Consider the following 18,847-nt stretch of genomic DNA (forward strand, 5'->3'; position numbering starts at 1 on the left):
TCAAAATAGTCTAAGCTCTGGGAGGGTATGTTAGCATGCTAATTATAAGGAGGGGTAAGTGGAGTCAACATTAGGTTCAGATTTAGCACGATTAGTTCGTGTATGGCGCGCGCTCATCGATCATCGGCTCAAGCCGCTGGCGCTCACGCAAACGCACTGGGTAACCTTGCACAGCATCAATCGTTTGCCGCCGGAGCAGTCGCAGATCCAACTGGCTAAAGCGATCGGTATTGAGCAACCGTCATTGGTTCGTACGTTGGACCAACTGGAAGAGAAGGGGTTGATTACTCGCCATACCTGCGCCAATGACCGGCGTGCAAAGCGTATCAAACTGACTGAAGCGGCCGATCCCATCATCCGGGAGGTGGACAGCGTCATCAGCTCTACGCGGGGCGAAATTCTGAGCGGTATTACTACAGATGAAGTACAACAGTTGGTTGGTTTGATTGGCAAGCTTGAACAAAACATCACTGAACTGCAAAACAAACAATAAGAATTTCTTTTTATTCGATTAGATTTCACAGCATCGGAAATGAAACCGGAGGCCTAAAGCCTCCGGTTTTACCCTACGCGTAGCGCTTACAGTGGCGATACGGTAATGGTGTCGCCGGTGCGAGCCATACGAACGCGCTGACCTGGGCTGAACTTGGTTGCGCCTGCCTTCTGAACCACCACGATGTTCTCTTTCTGGTCAGTCTTGATTTCCAGCTCGTAGCCTGAGGCACGGCCGGCGGCTTCGCCGATGCTGTTACCCGCCACGCCACCGGCTACTGCGCCGGCTGCGGTTGCCAGACTGCGACCGGTGCCGCCGCCGACGGTGTTACCAAGGAAACCACCCAGTACCGCCCCACCAATGGCACCAATGGTATTCGACGTTTCACTGCCCTGGATTTTGACCGGGCGAACAGAAACCAGCGTGCCGTAAGTCACGGTTTGAACCTGCTTGGCCTGTGAAGCGGTATAAACGTCGCCGGACATGGAATCATTGGCGCACCCTGCCAGCGTAACTGCGGCGATGGCAACGACGAGAAGACGCTTGATCATATAAAACTCCTGTTGATAGTAGTCCATAACCTGGGGAACCTTACCAGGCCAGATTCAATGAAAATGATAGACAAAGTATGGCTCAAACGCACGTACATCACCATGACCCGCTACTGCACGCAGCTTAACTTTGCGCTGTTCAACCAATAATAAACGGTGGTTTAGCTTTATAACAGCGCCGTGAGAAATTCCGTTGCACGTTGAGCGATTGTTTAGCGGTGACGGCTCAGCGGGAAAGCAGGCAAAAAAACAGGCGCATCGTTCACAGAGGTGAAAAAAAACATCAGAATTCATGGCGTTAATTTTTTAATTCTGGTTTATTTGTTGGGTCAAAAATTTGCTTCCCCGCACAGGGTAAAGGATGTTGCTATGAAGTCAGGCCGCTATATAGGTGTTATGTCCGGCACCAGTCTGGATGGCGTCGACGTGGTGCTTGCCGCGATAGACGGACGAATGGTGGCGCAGCAGGCCAGCTACAGCCATCCGATGCCGATCAAGCTCAAGCAGGATATTCTCGGTATGTGCCAGGGGCAGCAAACCACGCTTGCTGCGGTGGGGCGGCTGGATGCGCAGCTTGGCACCCTGTTCGGCGAGGCAGTGCTGGGGCTGCTGAAACAAACCGGCGTTGCGGCTCAGGATATCACCGCCATCGGTTGCCATGGTCAGACGGTTTGGCACGAGCCAGAAGGCGACGCGCGTTTTTCTATGCAATTGGGTGACAATAACCGTATTGCGGCGCTGACCAATATCACCACCGTGGGGGATTTTCGTCGGCGTGATATGGCCTACGGCGGCCAGGGCGCACCGCTGGTACCGGCCTTCCATCAGGCATTACTGGCGCATCCGGTGGAGCGCCGCATGGTGCTGAACATCGGCGGCATCGCCAATCTTTCGATGCTGTTGCCGGGGGCACCGGTGCGCGGTTTCGATACCGGGCCGGGCAATATGCTGATGGATGCCTGGATCTGGCGCCATCACGCTCAGCCTTACGATAAAGACGGTGGCTGGGCGATGGAAGGGCGTGTCTGTTTGCCATTGTTGCAGCAGATGCTGGCGGATCCTTACTTCGCCCTGCCGGCGCCGAAAAGCACCGGCCGTGAGTATTTCAACGCCGCCTGGCTGGAGAACCAGCTTTCGGGGCTGCCGGCAGTCAAGCCGGTTGACGTACAAACCACGCTGGCGGAATTGACGGCGGTGACCATTTGCGAGCAGGTTCAGTTGGCGGGTGGTTGTGAGCGTTTGCTGGTCTGTGGCGGCGGGGCGCGTAACCCGTTGCTGATGGCGCGGATGTCGGCGCTACTGCCCGGCACCGAGGTGAGCCTGACCGACGATTTTGGCATCAGCGGTGACGATATGGAGGCTTTGGCCTTCGCCTGGCTGGCGTTTCGCACCTTGTCCGGTCAGTCCGGCAACCTGCCTTCGGTCACCGGTGCCAGTCGTGAAACCCTGCTGGGTGGGATTTATCCGGTTTTGCCTTTAGGGGGCCGTTAGCTCTGTTAGGATAGAAATCGACAGATTTTCCTAAGGAGCAACAGCATGAAAAAAATCATTATTGCCGCCGGTGCACTGGCGTTGGCCGGTTGCAGCTATGTTCTGCCGCAAAACAGCCAGACTCTGCATTATCAGTGTGGCACCACGCCGCTGACGGTGGCGCTGGACGGCAAGGAGAGCACCGTCAGCCTGCTGATGGACGGCGAACAGTTGAAACTGAAACAGGTGCTGGCCATGACCGGCGCAAAATACAGCGACGGTAAATACACCTTCTGGTCGAAAGGCCAAAATGCTTACCTCGAGCGTAATGGCAAAGTGATCATGAGCGACTGTACGCTGGCGAATTGATCCGGCGATTGCGGTGTCAGATCATTGAGATCCTGACGCCGCTGGCGCAGAATAGAATCACGATTTTTCAGTTGGTTGATCACCGAATGATTGAAAATAATGAATTTGATGTTTCGGACCTGCGCCGTGAATACACCCGTGGCGGTCTGCGTCGTAACGATTTGACCGCCAATCCACTTGAGCTGTTCGAAAAGTGGCTGAAACAGGCCTGCGACGCGCGCCTTGCCGATCCTACCGCCATGTGTGTGGCGACGGTGGATGAAAACGGCCAACCCTACCAGCGCATTGTCTTGCTCAAGCATGTGGATGACAAAGGGCTGGTGTTCTTCACCAACCTCGGTAGCCGCAAAGCGCAGCAGTTGGCGAATAACCCGCATATCAGCCTGTTGTTCCCGTGGCACATGCTTGACCGCCAGGTAATTTTCCTGGGTAAGGCGGAGCGTTTGTCGACTTTCGAAGTGATGAAGTACTTTGCCAGCCGGCCGAAAGACAGCCAAATCGGTGCCTGGGTGTCACAGCAGTCATCGCGTATTTCCACACGCGGCGTGCTGGAGAGCAAATTCCTCGAGCTTAAGCAAAAATTCCAACAGGGCGAAGTGCCGCTGCCGAGTTTCTGGGGCGGATTCCGGGTCAATTTCGATTCCGTCGAGTTCTGGCAGGGCGGTGCCCACCGTCTGCATGACCGTTTCCTGTATCAACGGGACGGGAATGACTGGAAAATTGACCGACTGGCGCCCTGAAGACCGAAAATCCCCCTTAAGCGCTGGCACTGATGTCGCCGGCGCTTTATTCTATGCGTTATTCTGAATTTTATATTTCGCCAGTGGGCGAAAGGTCGTGTACCGACAAAGGTGCATTCGTTTATACATGGAGTCATTGATGGCAAGCAGCAACTTGATTAAACAACTGCAAGAGCGGGGCCTCGTTGCCCAGGTTACGGATGAGGAAGCGTTAGCAGAGCGACTGGCGCAAGGGCCAATTGCACTGTATTGCGGTTTCGATCCGACCGCTGACAGCTTGCATTTGGGCCATCTGGTTCCTCTGTTGTGCCTGAAGCGTTTCCAGCTTGCCGGCCACAAACCGGTTGCGCTGGTGGGGGGCGCCACTGGACTTATCGGCGATCCGAGCTTCAAAGCGGCTGAACGTAAGCTGAATACCACCGATACCGTGAACGAGTGGGTGGAAAAAATCCGCAAACAGGTTTCTCCGTTCCTGGATTTCGACTGTGGCAGCAACAGCGCGGTAGCCGCCAACAACTACGACTGGTTCGGCGGCATGAACGTGCTGACCTTCCTGCGTGATATCGGCAAGCACTTCTCCGTCAACCAGATGATCAACAAGGAAGCGGTGAAGCAGCGTTTGAACCGTGACGATTCCGGCATCTCGTTCACCGAGTTTTCTTACAACCTGCTGCAGGGTTTCGACTTCTCCGAACTGTACAACCGTCATCAGGTTGAGCTGCAGATCGGCGGCTCCGACCAGTGGGGCAACATCACCTCTGGTATCGATTTGACCCGCCGCATGCATCAGCAGCAGGTGTTCGGCCTGACCGTGCCTTTGATCACCAAGGCCGACGGCACCAAATTCGGCAAGACCGAAGGCGGCGCAGTCTGGTTGGCACCTGAAAAAACCAGCCCGTACAAGTTCTACCAGTTCTGGATCAACACCGCCGACGCCGACGTGTACCGCTTCCTGAAGTTCTTCACCTTTATGGATCTGGCCGAAATCAACGCGCTGGAAGAAGAAGACAAGAACAGCGGCAAGGCACCGCGTGCCCAGTATGTGTTGGCAGAAGAAGTGACCGGCATGGTGCATGGGACAGAAGGTTTGGCTGCGGCCAAGCGCATCACCCAGAGCCTGTTCTCCGGTGCGCTGCACGACATGACTGAAGCAGACTTCGCTCAGTTGGCGCAGGACGGCATGCCGACCATCAAGCTCGATGGCGACGCCGATCTGCAACAGGCGCTGGTGAATGCCGAGCTGGTACCTTCACGCGGCCAGGCTCGCACCATGATTGGCTCCAACGCGGTGACCATCAACGGTGAGAAGCAGTCTAACGCCGAATACACCTTCAGCGACGCCGATCGCCTGTTCGGCCGTTATACGCTGCTGCGCCGCGGCAAAAAACATTACTGCCTGGTAGATTGGCAGTAATCTCTTTGGATTGAAAAAAAGCCCGGGGTGCAGTCCAGACCTCCGGGCTTTTTACTTCATCAGACTGTGGACCTGGTTAGCGGAGATTAGCCAATTATTATGCTATCGCCTCAGCTAAGTGGCTCTCAGCAGCACCGTTAACAGTGATTGCCGGCGCTTTGTAGTGCAGGCTCACCGCAGCCAAGTAAGGGTCCTGATTGCCAATCGAAAATACAATGTCATCCGCATCAAACGTCTGGTTATGGTTTTTGTCCACAATGACATAAACCGACTTGTCCAGCTTCAGCAAACCAACTTCGGACAGGTTATTGGTACTGGCTCCATGGGTCATATTAGCCAGTACCTGTGAGAACAGGTCGTGGGCGTTGTCGGTTGCTGTCAGACCGGTAAATGCATTCTTGATCTCAGCTTCCGTAGTAGCGCTGCCATACAGCGTGGCGCTTTTGTCACCTGTCTTGGAGAAAATCCATTGATTGCCGGTATCACCGGCGGTAATGATGCTGTTTTGATAACCGCCATTCAAGGTGACCATGCTATCGATAGTACTGTCGGTAAAGGTTAGCGCTCGTGTAGTGTCCAGAGTGGTATTGCCTTTGACGTTGGCCGAATGTACGGTCAAGCCGGTGTTGGCGACCTTGAGCTGGTATCCGGTCAGATCGTCGATGATATGGCTAAAATCACTTTTGTTGGCAAGAGCGTTAAGCGTGTTGTAAAAGCTGCCACCGCCAGTACCACTTTTTTCCGAGACCAGGTTGAGATCTATTTCGGAGTATACGGGCCCCATAGAGGCATCGATGCCGGTAATGGTTTGCAGATTATCCCCGAAATCCGATTTGATTGTCAGATTTAGCAGCATATCCGGCCTGGTCGTCAGGCCTGAGAGCAACAGCGTTGATATATGGTTTTCTCCTCCGCTCAACGTTAAAGCACGCTCTACTGAGTGGGTTGATGCGTGAGTCATGGAGATTTGCAGTGTGTCTTTATGTGTTGACGTCAGGCTGAATGTACCCATATCGATGTTGCGTATTTCAGTCGCGGCCTCTGACAACGCAAGAGAAAATGATTTGTCACTTTGAAGCGAGTCATACACGTGTACGCGGCTTTGATTGGTCAAATCACCGTTAACATACAGATAAGAATTGCTGACGTTGATAAGGGTCAGTTCGCCGGAATAGGCGGAAATGATCGCGCCTTGGGAGCCTGTATAGTTACCAAAATGCGTTTGTGCGCGGTCAGATTGTTGAAGCATACTGACATTGCTGTAGGTTTGGTTAAAGATCGTGGCCTGTTGGTCAATCACGCCAAAATCAAAAACTTTGTTGCCTTCCGTCGCCACTAACTGTCCGTTCATATAAATATTGCCGGTGCCGCTATAGTGGGTGAGGTCGATAAGGGAAAAGTACAGGAACTGGTTGATATTACTTACGATACTTCCATCGGTCCCCCCCGTACTATTGCTGGTTAAATAAATCGACTTGGTAATGAAATTTGCCGATATCATTGAGTTTGTGTTGTTGTCTTGGAGATCGCTCTGGGCCAGGAAACTGTCGCTGATATGATTGGCTCCCCCGTTTATGCTATTTCCTTCCCAGTATAATTGGTTGTTTAATAAAAGATTGATTTTTGCGTTACTGAGGTCGGTTCCTGCCTCAATCATTGCATTTGTGGCCTTTATCTGCTGCGTTGCATCAGCATTAGCGATGTTTGTTTCATTAAGCAACAGATCAACCGCGTACTTGCTACCTAATGAATCAAGAACTTTTGCGCTGGTGGCATAGTCGCCGGAAAGTACGATTTTATTGGTATTCATTAGTGGCAACCGGTTTAAATCCACCGCAATATTCATATTGGCGTTGATATTCAACTGGTTCAATGAGGTCAGTGAAGCCATTTCTGCATAGGTAACTTCATGGAGCGTGCGGGTGTTGATATCCGCCATCAGCTTACCGCTGTCGGAAAGCGTGAAACTACCGTTAAACATCTTTTGATAGCCTAATGCAGTTCCTAAATTCACCTCATATTCATGCAGCAGGTTAGCGGGAGGGGGGCTGGGGTGATTGTCCAGAGGATATTTCCCTTCACGGAAGGCATCGATGATAAGTGAGGTAGCCTTGATCTTGTCGTTACCTGCCTTCAGCAGGATTGCCTGCGCGGAAATGCTGTCGAGCGGACTGCCATAGAGCTTCATATAAATGGACTGATAGTCCCCGGCATTACGGAATAGGTCTGTTTTGGATAAGATATTGAGTACTTCTGCTTGCGTTTTGCCCCCTACGAGCAGTCGGCTAAAAGAATCAATCGCAGTGGCATCGGCAGAGACTCCGGCGACCGTCAGGTAAAGTGACATGACGACTTCGGCATATTTAGCCGGAGGAAACTCGCCAGAAGCATAAACATGGGTTGCGGCAGTAAAGTTCTGTCTTGCTACATCGTGGCTGGTGTCATTTCTGATGTCGTTCATCATGCGCATCATGACGTCGCCCCGTGTTTCACTCCCGTCGTTCAAGCTGGTGACATATTTTTGCAGTTCACTGTTGCTGGCGAAGGTGCCAAAGGCTTGTGAAAAAATCTTCTGCACAAAATCTTCGTTATTGAGTGAACTGATGTAACCTTTGAGGGAGACGAAATAGTTGGCCATTTCTACGGCGGTTTTTTTACCACTGTCTAAAACTCCACTCCAGTAATCGATGGCGGCGGAGTTGATCATACTACCGAGCAAGTAAAACATGCCTTGCACATTTTCTGCAGCTGAAAGCTGAGAGGGCAGTTCTATTTGTGATGGGTACAGAGTAGTGCTGATGATGATTTCGAGATGCTTCTGTTGGTTCAGGGATGTTACATCTTGACCGTCATAATTTTTAGTTTCGTTAATTAACGTTGTGGTCAGACTGCCCAATGTTTTGCCTGCATCGACTTGTGCGGCCAGAGAGCTTAAGGTTGCAGCATCCGGCGGCGCGCCATTGGTATTTTGATAGATGTACTGCACCTTTTGGCTGGTTGACAGACCATCGTAACGATGTTGGCCATCTTGAGAGTTGATAAACTTGGCAGCCAATTCACTCTGAGTATAAGTGCCTTTTTCAAGCTGTCTGGCGAAATAGGTCAATGCTTTTTCATCTGCTTTTTTTCCGAGTGTGGAATAAAAAAGAATGGCGACATCTTGTTGTAACGTCAATAAGCTCATGAGGTAACCTTGCGTGTAAAGGAAATATCCAGCAACAAGTACAGCTTAAAATAGGCAGATTACAAGGCGATAACACATAAGGAAATTCTGGTTTTCCAAGGGCGGTGTCATGGTGACAGCCGCCCCATAATGAAGCTAAATCAAACTAATTCAACACTGTGCTGGCTCAGACCGTTAACCGCGATAGGTGGCGCCTGATAGTGGACATCGTTAGCAATCTGATATACATCCTTGTCTCCCAGAGCAAATACCATATCGTCCTTATCAAATTGCTGATTATGATTTTTATCAATTACCACATACACGTTACCAGCCATTTTTACGGCTCCTGCCTCGGCCAGACTTCCGTTACTGGCACCGTGAGTTATTTTTTCCAACGCTTTGGCAAATATATCCTGTCCGTTGTCTTCACTTCCTACAGTGATTGAGTTAAAGAGCGCATTAACATCAGACGGTTTACTTACACTGCCGTAAACGGCCATTGTCTGACTGGTGCCAGAGCCAAATAACCACTGCTCGGCACCCTTGCCGACGAAGATGGTATCGCTTTTCTCAAGGACTTCTATAGTAACCATGCTGTCGATATTGCTGTTACCAAAGCTGATTTTATTGCCGCCACTATAAGGGTCACCATCCCGATAGCGTGTCAGAGTCGTGTTGCCCTGGATCTCAAAACTGTTAGTTGCTGTGTAGGCGATGGTTAGTTGATTGCCAGACAGATCGTTAATGAGCCCATCATAAGCACGGTGATCATTCAGGGATTGCAACAGCTTATAAAACGTTCCCCCACCGGTACCGCCTTTTTCCAGAATCAGGTTTGCCTTGATAATCGGTGGTTGGCTCCAGGGATCTTCTATCACAGGGATGGTGATGTCTTTCAGTGAGTCACTAAAATCGGCTTTAATCGTCAGGTTTAGGTCGGTAGAACCACTTATCACCATTGTTTCAATATGATTGCTGCCGCCTGCCAGAGTGAGTGAATTGTTCGAAGTGCCGGAAGAGCTAACATATAATAATTCACCGGAGACGGCAGTCGAGTGACTGGTAAGGCTTACTGTGCCGCCATCCACCATGGATGTTTTAGTGTTGCCTACCACGATGCTCCAGGTGGGCGTTTCACTGCCGGTGGCAGTCTCGAGGTGCACTTTGCTTTTACTGGTGGCATTTTCCGTGATACGTAATAACGCAGGTTTCGCCAAAGAAACGTTTATGACATGAACATTGTCGGCAAAACCTGACAGATTAAAACCCATTGAGCCGGTCCAGATTTTGCCGGTACTGTCTTTTTGAGCTGCATCGGCCTGGGTAAGGCGAGTTACTCCTGAGTACTTGCTATTGTAGATGCTGGCCGTTTGATTCAATAAGCCTGCATCAAACAGGTTTGCGCCCTCAGTCGCTATCTGTTGCCCATCCAGATAAATATTTCCTGTACCTCGATAATTTGCCAAATCGATAAATTGAAAATGTAGGAACTGATTCAGATTGCTTTGAAGAAATCCGCTGATACCTCCGTCTGACTCCGTGGTCAACAACACATCTTTAGTTATGAAGTTCGCCGAAATGACGCTGAAGTTATTGTATTGCCCAGTGGATGTAGACGTAGCGGTAAAGTCGTTGCTGATCTTATTGACTCCGCCGGGGATGGCATTGCCTTTCCATAGCAGCCGGATTTCGTCCGCGCCGTCTATGTTTATATGTGTGTGCGCGGTGCTGACATTGAGTTGATCGGCCACGATGCGACTGCTTAGATTGTTGAAATCAATCAAGCCCGCAGCGTTGGTTACGTTGTTATCGTTGAGGTAAAGCGTAACATTCTTGTTTCTCAGTGAGTCGAGTGTAGCTTGGTTGGCCGCAAAATCACCTTGCAAAGAGACCTGTTGCAATGATTTGGCAAAGCTGAGATCGACAGCTGTTTCGACATCCACGTTGAGGGTAATTTGGAGGAGTTGCGCGATTTCGGCATGGCTTAATTGGTGTTCGACACCGGTGTTAATACTCCCGCTGAGGATGCCATCGGTATTCGATAATGTCACATTGCCGCGGATCTGATAACCCAGTTCGCTGCCGATCTTGTACTCGAGGTTGACCATACTCTCGGCACCAGGTACGGGGCCACTGTCCAGCGGGGCTTCGCCATTGCGGAATGTATCGATAATATTCAACGTTGCCTGTAGTGGATTATTCCCTGCTTGCTGGAGAATAGCCTGTTTCTGCAATTCATTGAGGGCAGTACCGTAGAGTTTAAGATACACGGCACCGAAGTCCGCGGCACCCTGGAAATGGGGCGATTTTGCTAGAAAAGTCAGCAGATCCAGATTGGTCTTCCCACTGGCTAGCATTTTGCTGTAATAGTCCAACCCGGCAGCATTCAGGGTGGTTTTGCTCGCTAACTGCAGAAAAAGTAATGCTACAGTTTCTTGGTAATTCAGTGCAGGAAGCTCACCCGCGGCATAAACATGGGTGGCATTAAGGAAGTTTTGTTTGGCCGTATCGTGTGAGTTATCGTTGCGAATATCAGTAATCAAACGAATAAGGACATCGCCACGAGTTGCTGTATTGTTATTTAACCCAGCTACATAATCGGTGATTTCACTTTCATCAGCCTCTACACCAAAAGTATTCTTATATACGGTTTTTACAAAGTCTTCGTTACTCATTTCTTTCAACCAAATGCGCGTATCTACAAATCGCCCTGCGATATAACTGGCACTGGCTTTCCCTTCGGCAAGAACACTGCTCCAATAATTAATACCGTCTGCAACCATGAGGCTTCCAACTACATAAAACATAGCCTGAATGTCGGCGGCTGCGTCAGCATTGGCTGGATAGGGCGTCAACGCCGGATATAACGTAGTATCGATAACGTCGAACAAATGCTGTTGTTGTCCAACCTGAGCGGCATCGCTGCCAGTATAACTCTTTACTCCGCTAACTAAATCTTTAGTGAGTTGTCCCAGAGATTGGCCACCGTTGACCTGCGCGACTAATGTTCCCAGCAGGCTCGGCGCCGGAGCTTCGCCTGTGATGTTTTTATAAATATATTGAATTTTTTGCGCGATGGTTAAACCGTCATATCGCTGATGTCCATCCAGAGATTGGATAAATTTTTCGGCTAGTTGGTCTTTAGCACACAGCCCCAAATCCAGTTGCCTGGCGAAAAAATCCAGTGTTTTGGCATCGGCCTTTTTACCGAGCGTCGCATAAAAAAGAATGGCTACGTCCTGTTGTAAGGAAAGGAAGCTCATTGGGTGCTCCATGAAAGTATGAGATGAAATTAAGCTTTAAGTACAGTCGAAAATCCTTAAAACACAACATACTTGTCAGTAAGGAAACTCTGGTTTTACGAAGTGTGCGGGCCCGTTGTTGCTGCCGCACGGTTGGGGAGGGGATTATGCTAATTCAGCGCTAGAGGCGGATAACCCCGAATCGCTCTGTCCGCGTCTGGATCACGGTTCTTCACGTCGCGTAATCAGTTGACAATCATGGTTGCTGCTCAGCGATAGCGCCCTACATGCCTGGCGTTTACTCTTCGTAAACTGCACGGTCAGATAACTGACAGGCTAACGTTTTATCGATGGTTTTAAAGTTTTTTTCGATGATATCTTTCAGCGTTCGACATTCCAGGGTGAGATCGGCAAACACCATTGGTATTTTTATACATGTACTTCACCTTTTGTCCGGTGAACAGTCCATCGTAATGATGTTCTGGTTATTCTATTTTTTTGCTGCTGGGCTTTCGCTATAATATGACGCCGCCAAAAAATAAAAAGGTCCTCCAGTTTCTTGTTTTTAGACGCGCCGGCATAACGTTTGTACGTTATTTATCCACTCTATTTCGCCGCGGGCAGATGCACACGGTATGGCGAGGTCAGGTTGTTCCAATGAAAAACATTCTTTCTATTCAGTCCCATGTGGTGTTTGGCCACGCGGGCAACAGTGCGGCAGAATTTCCGATGCGTCGCATGGGCGTTAACGTCTGGTCGTTGAACACCGTCCAGTTCTCCAATCACACCCAGTACGGCAAGTGGACCGGTTGCGTGATGCCGGCCAGCCACCTGACGGAAATTGCCCAGGGTATTGCGGATATCGATCAACTCAAGCATTGCGATGCCGTGCTGAGTGGCTACATCGGTTCGCCGGAGCAGGGTAGCCATATTTTGGAGATCGTTCGTCAGGTCAAACAGGCCAATCCACACGCCTGGTATTTTTGCGATCCGGTTATGGGGCACCCTGAAAAAGGCTGCATCGTGGCACCGGGCGTGGCGGAGTTTCATTGTCAGCAGGCATTGCCGTGCAGTGACATGATTGCGCCAAACCTGCTGGAACTGGAGTTGTTGAGCCAGCGCACCGTCGCGGACGTTGATCAAGCGGTAAGCGCTGCGCGTGAGTTAATTGCCAAGGGACCGAAAGTGGTGCTGGTCAAGCACCTGAGCCGCGCCGGTTACCATCCGGACTGTTTCGAAATGCTGTTGGTCACGGCTGACGAAGCCTGGCACATCAGCCGTCCGCTGGTGGATTTTGGCAGCCGTCAACCGGTAGGCGTGGGCGATCTGACCAGCGGCCTGTTGCTGGTTAACCTGCTTAAGGGCAAGGCGCTGGATAAGGCGCTGGAGCACGTGACGGCGGCGGTTTATGAAGTGATGCTGACCACCCAGGCAATGGGACAGTATGAATTACAAGTGGTGGCGGCTCAGGATCGTATCGTGCAGCCAAACTGTGATTTTAAAGCGGTAAAACTGTAATAAGCTGACGCTGTGCCCCGGCGGATTATCGCGCCGGGGCTCGGGAATTATTTCAACCCTTCCGCGTTCAAGGTGGCATCTACTGCCGGCCGTGCGGCCACGCGATCAAAATAGGCCGAAAGGTGAGCGTGCTTTTTGAGATCAAACTGCATGGCGATAGCCCAGCGCAGAACGGTAAACAAATAGGCATCCGCCACGCTAAACCGGTTCCCCAGCATGAAATGCTGCTTCGCCAGCACCGAATCCAGATAGCTGAACTGCTTCTCCAGTTTTTCCCGCGAGAAGGCTTTGTATTCTTCAGGCGTTTTCGGGTTAAACAGCGGGCTGAATCCCTTGTGCAGCTCGGTGGCAATATAGTTTAGCCACTCAATCGCATGGTAGCGCGACAGCGTGCCCGCCGCGGGGATCAGGCCGCGATCTGGCACGCGATCGGCCAGGTATTGCACAATCGCAACGCCTTCGGTCAGCAGACTGCCGTCATCGAGCAGCAGCGCAGGCACTTGTCCTTTTGGGTTGATGGTCAGATAGTCGGCACCGCTTTCCGTTTTCTTCAGCGCCAGATCGACCTTTTCCGCCGTGAAATCCAGGCCCGCCTCACGCAGTACAATGTGTGGAGACAGAGAACAGGCACCGGCTTTATAGAACAGTTTCATCGAAAGCTCCTTGATAATGATGAGTGACAGGCATGCTTAACTTCTGATCCTAGCTCTATAACGCCAAAATTACAGCGGGTTAAACGACAAATTTAACTTATCAACGCGGCTTCGGGCTGCAACTGCGTCAGGGTGACGGCAATTTGCTGTTGCAAGGCCTGCGGTGCGATTTGCATTGGCGAACGCAGCTCGTTACGGATCAGACCCTGCTGCGCCAATGCGGCTTTGACCGGGGCCGGGTTCGGGAAGCTGAACATCTGCTGGATCATCGGCAGCAGGCCGTAGAAGTTAGCGCGGGCGGCAACCAAATCGCCGTCGGCGACCTGTTGCACCAGTTGCACAAAGCGCTGCGGCTGAATATGCGCGGAAGCGGAAATCGCGCCGGTGCCGCCCAGGCACAGCGTCGTCAGGATCAGGTTATCTTCCCCGGTCAGTACGTCGATTTCACCGTCGTTAATCAGCGCCATGGTGGTGTCCGGGTTACCGCCGCAGTCCTTGATAGCTTTCACCTGCGGATGACGTGCAATCTGGCGCAGGGTGGCCAGTTCCATCACCACACCGGTGCGTTGCGGGATGTTGTACAGGATCACCGGTACGCTTGAGGCGTCGGCCAACTGGGTGAAATAGTCCACCAGACCGCATTGCGACGGGCGAATGTAGTAGGGCGCGGGGATCAGCACGCCGGCGACGTCGCGTAGCTGGATCGCCTGTTGCATTTGCAAAGTGTCGATCAGGTTATTGCCGGCCAGCCCCATCACCACCTGATGGGCTGGCGTCACGGCCAGCACGGCATCGAGCACCGCCAGCTGTTCCTCCTTGCTTAACGCGGCAGCCTCACCGGTGGTACCGCAAACCACCAACCCGTCGACGCCAGAGGCGATCAGGTGTTGGGCCAGCCGTTGGGTGGCGGGCAGGTCAACGGCGTTGTGATTAAATGGGGTCACCAGCGCAACCCAGATACCGGAAAATGAGGCCATAGTAATTTCCTTCAATGCGAACAATAAGAAGCCAGATGAGATAACAAGAGGGGAAACGAGTCGTACACCGCCCAGTCAGCTCATCTGACGGGACAGCGCGCCCCGATCAAATGAGCGTCTGTTTCTTCAAGTAAACCGCCACCACACCTTCAAGGGGCAATGCCGACATTTGCGCAGCGTCATTGTGGTTGAAGTGAGTCATGGCGGTCTCTTGAAAAGGGGGTATGCGGTGATAATGAATATTCTGCATGATGCTGTCAATTTACAACAGGTTGATAACACGGTTATTCATGATTAAACCGCGCTGATGAGTTTGGCTAATAAACCGGGAAAAGAAGAACCCCGCCTTGGCGGGGAGAAATCGATTAGCGGGGACGGCGTGCGCCGTTGATCGAAGCCGACCAACTGAACGTTTCCCCGGTGGGTTGAACGCGGTTGGCTTTGCGCTCGGCCCGGGTGGCTTTTTCAATTTTCTCGCGGGCGGCAGTGATACGAGCCACCGCTTCATCTTTGATCTTGTTATTCTCGGCGTTGGTCAACGCGCGGCCGAGGCTTTTGCGTGCCTTGTCCAGCTCGGTTTTTACTTCACGTTGCTCGCTTTCCGTCATGTCTTTCAGCGTCAGTTTTTTCATCGTTGTAGCCTGGTCAGTGAAGTTGGCTTCCAGTGTACAGCAATTAACGGCGTGAAGATGCTGCCGCCGTAACGGAAATGCCAGATTGCAGGGCGCTGGCGCGTTACATCTCTTCCAGCAGTTCGCTAAGGAAACGCCGCATGCGTTCGGTACGTTCCAGCGCCATTTTCTTGCCGGTGGCGGTTTGGAAACCTTCCTGCAGTTTGAACAACTTGGTTTCGAAGTGATCCAGAGAAAAACGCTTGTCATCATATTGGCGCTGTTCCGCCAGCGGATCGGCGGCATCGTACAGCGCGCTGCGCATGCGTCCACCAATATAGAAACAGCGCGCTACGCCAATCATGCCGATAGCGTCCAGACGGTCTGCGTCCTGAATGATTTTTGCTTCCAGACTCTCCGGGGTAATAGCGGCGGAGAAGCTGTGGGCCTCGATGGCATGGGCGGTTTCGGCAATGTCCTGCGGCTCCCAGCCCAGCTGTTTGAGCATCAGGGCGCCTTTCTCCGCCGCCATGCGTGAAGCCAGATGGCGCTGTGGCGAGTTTTTTTCCACTGCCACACAGTCATGCAACAGCACGGCGGCACACAGGATGCGACGGTTGCCGCCTTCCTGTTGGCTGATTTTGCGGGTGTTTTTCCACACGCGATGCAGATGTGCCACGTCATGAGAGCCATCATCGGAATCGAGAGTCAGCGGCAACAACGCCTGAGCCAGTTCCTGATGGGGGGCGAAAGGCTGCAGCAAGGCTTGCGCCAGGGGTGAAGAATGCACGTTTTGCTCCTTTGTGGTCGGAAAACCTCAATCATAACCCCCTTTGATGCGGCGGTGATGACAGCGCAATATTCTCATTGTTTACTACAATGCAACAGACTATTGCCGCAATCGCAGTTTTTATACCGGAATAAGCAACTTACAATGGCCCCATTCCGGTCATCTCCGCTTGGTGTAAACCTGTGTCTGCGGGGTATGGCCGGGATATCCTGCAGACGCCACCGGAGAAAGATCATGCCTACTAATCTTGAAATTGTACGCGCCACCTATCAGGGCGGCAGTGCCGAAGAGAATGGCCGCAACCTGCTGGCGGCACTGGCGCCAGACGCAGAGTGGACCGAAGCGGCGGGATTTCCTTATGCCGGCACCTATATCGGCCCGCAGGCGATATTCAAAAATGTTCACCAGCGTTTGGGCACGGAATGGCAGGGCTATCGCGCCGACGTTGACCATTTCTATGATGCCGGCGAAACCGTGATCGCGCAGGGGTTCTACCATGGCACCTACGCGGCCACCGGAAAGTCCTTCACCGCCTCCTTTGCGCATATTTACCAGCTGCGTGCAGGAAAAATCGTTAAGTTCGTGCAAATCGTCGACAGCGCAAAAGTGCTGGAAGCGATGCAGGACTAAAGGCCGCTGTGCTTGCCAAATTTGCGATCGTACTCCCGCCGATAACCGCGCGCTTTGTTGCGATCGCGGATCCACAAATACCCGCACACCAGCGCAACGGCGCCTGAAAAGGTAATGTTGCGCATGTCCCGGTCATAAAAAAATACCAGTATGGCGTCCAGCGCCGCGATAAAGGCAATCCACTTATACATGTGGGATTGCCGACGCGTGGCGGCGTTGAGGCGCTTTAATTGTCTGGCTTCGTGCATAACCGGCTTTTGCTGCATTAACGTCTCGGCGGTAATAAATTTCCTAGCTGTAAATTAGCAGAATAGTCCCAATGGCGGCAAAGGGTAACGCACGCGATGCCTACCCGCGCCCTAATGTCACAACGCCAGGACGGCTTCGATCTCAACGCTGACCTGTGGCGAGAACAATGCGCTGACCGCGACCAGTGAGCAGGCGGGGAGCGCACCATCACAATAGTCAAACAGCACCGGTCGGATGGCCGGTAAATCGCCGATATCGGTCAGAAACACGGTTATTTTAATCAGCGCCTTGAGGTTCGTACCCTCTGCGGCGGCGATGGTCGCCAGCTGCTCCAGAACCGCCTGCGTCTGTTGCTGAGTCGTTAGCCCCTGAGCCTCGGTGGCAAATGCCGTCAGGCCGGAAACATACAGCGTATCCCCGTGGCGTACGGCATGAACATAGGGGCCCCCCGGCGTAGGCAGATGCGGATAATTAATGCGCTTTAATGATGTCATGGTAAAAACCCCGAGAGATAAATTAAAAAAGTAAACAAACTTGGTTAGGATAGTGCGATGAACATCGGAAGTACGCTGAGATATATTGATTTTTAATAATATCACTACCATTCATTTATAACTGTGAAGGACGTTTCAGGGTAATGAATTCGGCCTTAATTCCTTACATGCAACGCTGGCAGTTACAGCCCGACGGCCAGGCGTTTGAAACTCACAGCAGCCTGCTGATGCCCGTTCGCTATCAGGGGACCGCTGCCATGTTGAAAATAGCCCGCGAACAGGAAGAAAAGTTCGGCGGTTTATTGATGTGCTGGTGGCAGGGCGAAGGTGCTGCGCGGGTGCTGGCCTGGCACGACGAGGGTATTTTGCTGGAGCGCGCTCAAGGCAGCCGCTCGTTGCCGCAAATGGTGCGCGATGGCGACGATCGTCAGGCGACGGAAATTCTTTGTCAGGTCGTTGCCCGCCTGCATGCGCCACGTGCAGAACCTTTGCCGGAACTCATTCCTCTGCACCAATGGTTTAACTCACTGTGGCCGGCGGCGCAGGCGCACGGTGGCATGCTGCGCCTCAGCGCCAGAGTGGCCGCAGAGTTGCTGACCAGCCCGCGCGAACAGACCGTGTTGCACGGAGATATACACCATGACAACGTGCTGGATTTCGGTGAGCGTGGCTGGCTGGTGATCGACCCTAAACGCCTTTATGGCGAACGCGCCTTCGACTACGCCAATATCTTCTGCAACCCCAACTACGGCATAGCTACTGACCCAGATATTTTTCAACGGCGAGTGGCACAGATCTGCCAACTGGCCGGGTTGGAGCGCCAGCGTCTGCTGCAGTGGATCCTTGCCTGGGCAGGACTCTCCGCCGCCTGGTTCATGGAGGACGGTGAGGCGGCGGATATCGACTTCCGTGTCGCCGAGCAGGCAGCGCTTGCACTGGGCCTGTCGTTACCGGAAGGGGATTCAGGGTTCATCCTGCCAATAATCGAGCGAGGCTGATGGGCGTTGCAAATAGCGCACCGGTTCACCATTTTGGTCCACGGCCATCGCCTGAAACTTGCCTGAGTCAGGATATTCCACCAGTTCGGGCTGCTCGCGGGTGCTGACAGACAGATATTTCAGCGGCGCATCCGACGTGTTGATGATCTGATGCGGGTATTGCGGCCCTGGCGGAATAAAAATAACGTCCCCACTTTTGATCGGCAGCCGCTCCCCGGCAACCCGTAAGGTGCCGGTCCCCTCCAGCACAATGAACATCTCCTCCTGCGCATAGTGGAAGTGATAGGGGCAGGAACGCATGCCCGGGGCGACCACGTCGATGGAAGCTCCCAGCTTGCTTGCTGCGGTACCTGTGCCCAAACGGGCGCCCAGGCTGTCATACAGTGGGGGGCGGCTGTCGTGTGATTTCTCAACCTGGTCGAAATTGCGGATCAGACGCTGGGCTAACAGCGCGGCATGCTCATTCATAGACATCCTCGTGA

18 protein-coding genes and 1 pseudogene are annotated in these 18,847 nt (G+C 52.4%); 8 read left to right on the plus strand and 11 right to left on the minus strand.

All coding sequences use genetic code 11. The annotated features are described in order from the left end of the window. The first annotated feature begins 58 nt into the window (after window positions 1-58). Window positions 59-493: a transcriptional regulator SlyA gene (gene slyA, locus LQ945_RS24700; RefSeq protein WP_153860626.1), complete on the plus strand. Its 435-nt coding sequence runs from the start codon at window positions 59-61 to the stop codon at window positions 491-493. Window positions 494-579: 86 nt separating this feature from the next. On the opposite strand, the gene LQ945_RS24705 is transcribed toward slyA, so the two are convergent. After that, a complete protein-coding gene (locus LQ945_RS24705) occupies window positions 580-1,044 on the minus strand; it encodes a glycine zipper 2TM domain-containing protein (protein WP_270101960.1) in 465 nt (154 codons plus the stop codon). Between the two features lie 369 nt (window positions 1,045-1,413). Here LQ945_RS24705 and anmK point away from each other — a divergent pair, with 369 nt between their 5' ends. From anmK to tyrS, 4 genes are all read left to right on the plus strand, one after another. Then, entirely contained in the window at window positions 1,414-2,535 is a 1,122-nt protein-coding gene (gene anmK, locus LQ945_RS24710; protein ID WP_270101961.1) for an anhydro-N-acetylmuramic acid kinase, read from the plus strand. Window positions 2,536-2,580: 45 nt separating this feature from the next. Further along, window positions 2,581-2,883: an MliC family protein gene (locus LQ945_RS24715; RefSeq protein WP_044550652.1), complete on the plus strand. Its 303-nt coding sequence runs from the start codon at window positions 2,581-2,583 to the stop codon at window positions 2,881-2,883. Window positions 2,884-2,969: 86 nt separating this feature from the next. Continuing rightward, window positions 2,970-3,623 carry a pyridoxamine 5'-phosphate oxidase gene (pdxH, locus tag LQ945_RS24720; protein ID WP_270101962.1) on the plus strand — a complete coding sequence of 218 codons (654 nt, stop codon included), beginning with the start codon at window positions 2,970-2,972 and terminating at the stop codon, window positions 3,621-3,623. 139 nt (window positions 3,624-3,762) lie between these two features. Next, window positions 3,763-5,037 (plus strand): tyrosine--tRNA ligase, encoded by a 1,275-nt coding sequence (tyrS, locus tag LQ945_RS24725; RefSeq protein ID WP_262241601.1) that lies wholly within the window; start codon window positions 3,763-3,765, stop codon window positions 5,035-5,037. Window positions 5,038-5,134: 97 nt separating this feature from the next. On the opposite strand, the gene LQ945_RS24730 is transcribed toward tyrS, so the two are convergent. The 3 genes and pseudogenes from LQ945_RS24730 to LQ945_RS24740 all read right to left on the minus strand — a co-directional run. Then, a complete protein-coding gene (locus LQ945_RS24730) occupies window positions 5,135-8,221 on the minus strand; it encodes a DUF4214 domain-containing protein (RefSeq protein ID WP_270101963.1) in 3,087 nt (1,028 codons plus the stop codon). Window positions 8,222-8,361: 140 nt separating this feature from the next. Continuing rightward, complete coding sequence (locus tag LQ945_RS24735) at window positions 8,362-11,466, minus strand: DUF4214 domain-containing protein (RefSeq protein ID WP_270101964.1); 3,105 nt, start codon at window positions 11,464-11,466, stop codon at window positions 8,362-8,364. A 204-nt stretch (window positions 11,467-11,670) separates the two neighbouring features. Next, a pseudogene (locus tag LQ945_RS24740) lies at window positions 11,671-11,863 on the minus strand (IS3 family transposase); the annotation flags it as partial. 239 nt (window positions 11,864-12,102) lie between these two features. On the opposite strand from LQ945_RS24740, the gene pdxY reads away from it, so the two are divergent. Beyond that, window positions 12,103-12,963 (plus strand): pyridoxal kinase PdxY, encoded by an 861-nt coding sequence (pdxY, locus tag LQ945_RS24745; protein WP_270101965.1) that lies wholly within the window; start codon window positions 12,103-12,105, stop codon window positions 12,961-12,963. Window positions 12,964-13,010: 47 nt separating this feature from the next. Here the strand turns inward: pdxY and gstA are convergent, their stop codons facing one another. The 4 genes from gstA to LQ945_RS24765 form a co-directional block, all read right to left on the minus strand. Beyond that, the gene (gene gstA, locus LQ945_RS24750; protein ID WP_270101966.1) at window positions 13,011-13,616 is read right to left on the minus strand and encodes a glutathione transferase GstA; all 606 of its coding nucleotides are present in this window, start codon (window positions 13,614-13,616) and stop codon (window positions 13,011-13,013) included. Between the two features lie 92 nt (window positions 13,617-13,708). Next, window positions 13,709-14,593: a 4-hydroxy-tetrahydrodipicolinate synthase gene (dapA, locus tag LQ945_RS24755; protein ID WP_270101967.1), complete on the minus strand. Its 885-nt coding sequence runs from the start codon at window positions 14,591-14,593 to the stop codon at window positions 13,709-13,711. Between the two features lie 365 nt (window positions 14,594-14,958). After that, window positions 14,959-15,225: a DUF3811 domain-containing protein gene (yjbD, locus tag LQ945_RS24760; RefSeq protein WP_044550672.1), complete on the minus strand. Its 267-nt coding sequence runs from the start codon at window positions 15,223-15,225 to the stop codon at window positions 14,959-14,961. A gap of 103 nt (window positions 15,226-15,328) precedes the next feature. Next, window positions 15,329-15,994: an HD domain-containing protein gene (locus tag LQ945_RS24765; RefSeq protein WP_128865410.1), complete on the minus strand. Its 666-nt coding sequence runs from the start codon at window positions 15,992-15,994 to the stop codon at window positions 15,329-15,331. 234 nt (window positions 15,995-16,228) lie between these two features. Here LQ945_RS24765 and LQ945_RS24770 point away from each other — a divergent pair, with 234 nt between their 5' ends. Then, window positions 16,229-16,624, plus strand: coding sequence for a nuclear transport factor 2 family protein (locus tag LQ945_RS24770; protein ID WP_270101968.1), 396 nt, complete (start codon window positions 16,229-16,231; stop codon window positions 16,622-16,624). Here the strand turns inward: LQ945_RS24770 and LQ945_RS24775 are convergent. Next, complete coding sequence (locus tag LQ945_RS24775) at window positions 16,621-16,890, minus strand: hypothetical protein (RefSeq protein WP_044550680.1); 270 nt, start codon at window positions 16,888-16,890, stop codon at window positions 16,621-16,623. The two genes, LQ945_RS24770 and LQ945_RS24775, sit on opposite strands and share 4 nt — an antisense overlap. Before the next feature lie 99 nt (window positions 16,891-16,989). After that, entirely contained in the window at window positions 16,990-17,367 is a 378-nt protein-coding gene (locus tag LQ945_RS24780; RefSeq protein WP_270101969.1) for a RidA family protein, read from the minus strand. Window positions 17,368-17,510: 143 nt separating this feature from the next. On the opposite strand from LQ945_RS24780, the gene LQ945_RS24785 reads away from it, so the two are divergent. After that, window positions 17,511-18,365, plus strand: a complete 855-nt coding sequence (locus tag LQ945_RS24785) for an aminoglycoside phosphotransferase family protein (protein WP_270101970.1) — start codon at window positions 17,511-17,513, stop codon at window positions 18,363-18,365. Here LQ945_RS24785 and LQ945_RS24790 read toward each other — a convergent pair. Continuing rightward, window positions 18,330-18,833 (minus strand): cupin domain-containing protein, encoded by a 504-nt coding sequence (locus tag LQ945_RS24790; protein ID WP_270101971.1) that lies wholly within the window; start codon window positions 18,831-18,833, stop codon window positions 18,330-18,332. The two genes, LQ945_RS24785 and LQ945_RS24790, sit on opposite strands and share 36 nt — an antisense overlap. Between the last annotated feature and the right edge of the window lie 14 nt (window positions 18,834-18,847).

This window comes from Serratia liquefaciens (genome assembly GCF_027594825.1).
Lineage (GTDB): Bacteria > Pseudomonadota > Gammaproteobacteria > Enterobacterales > Enterobacteriaceae > Serratia > Serratia liquefaciens_A.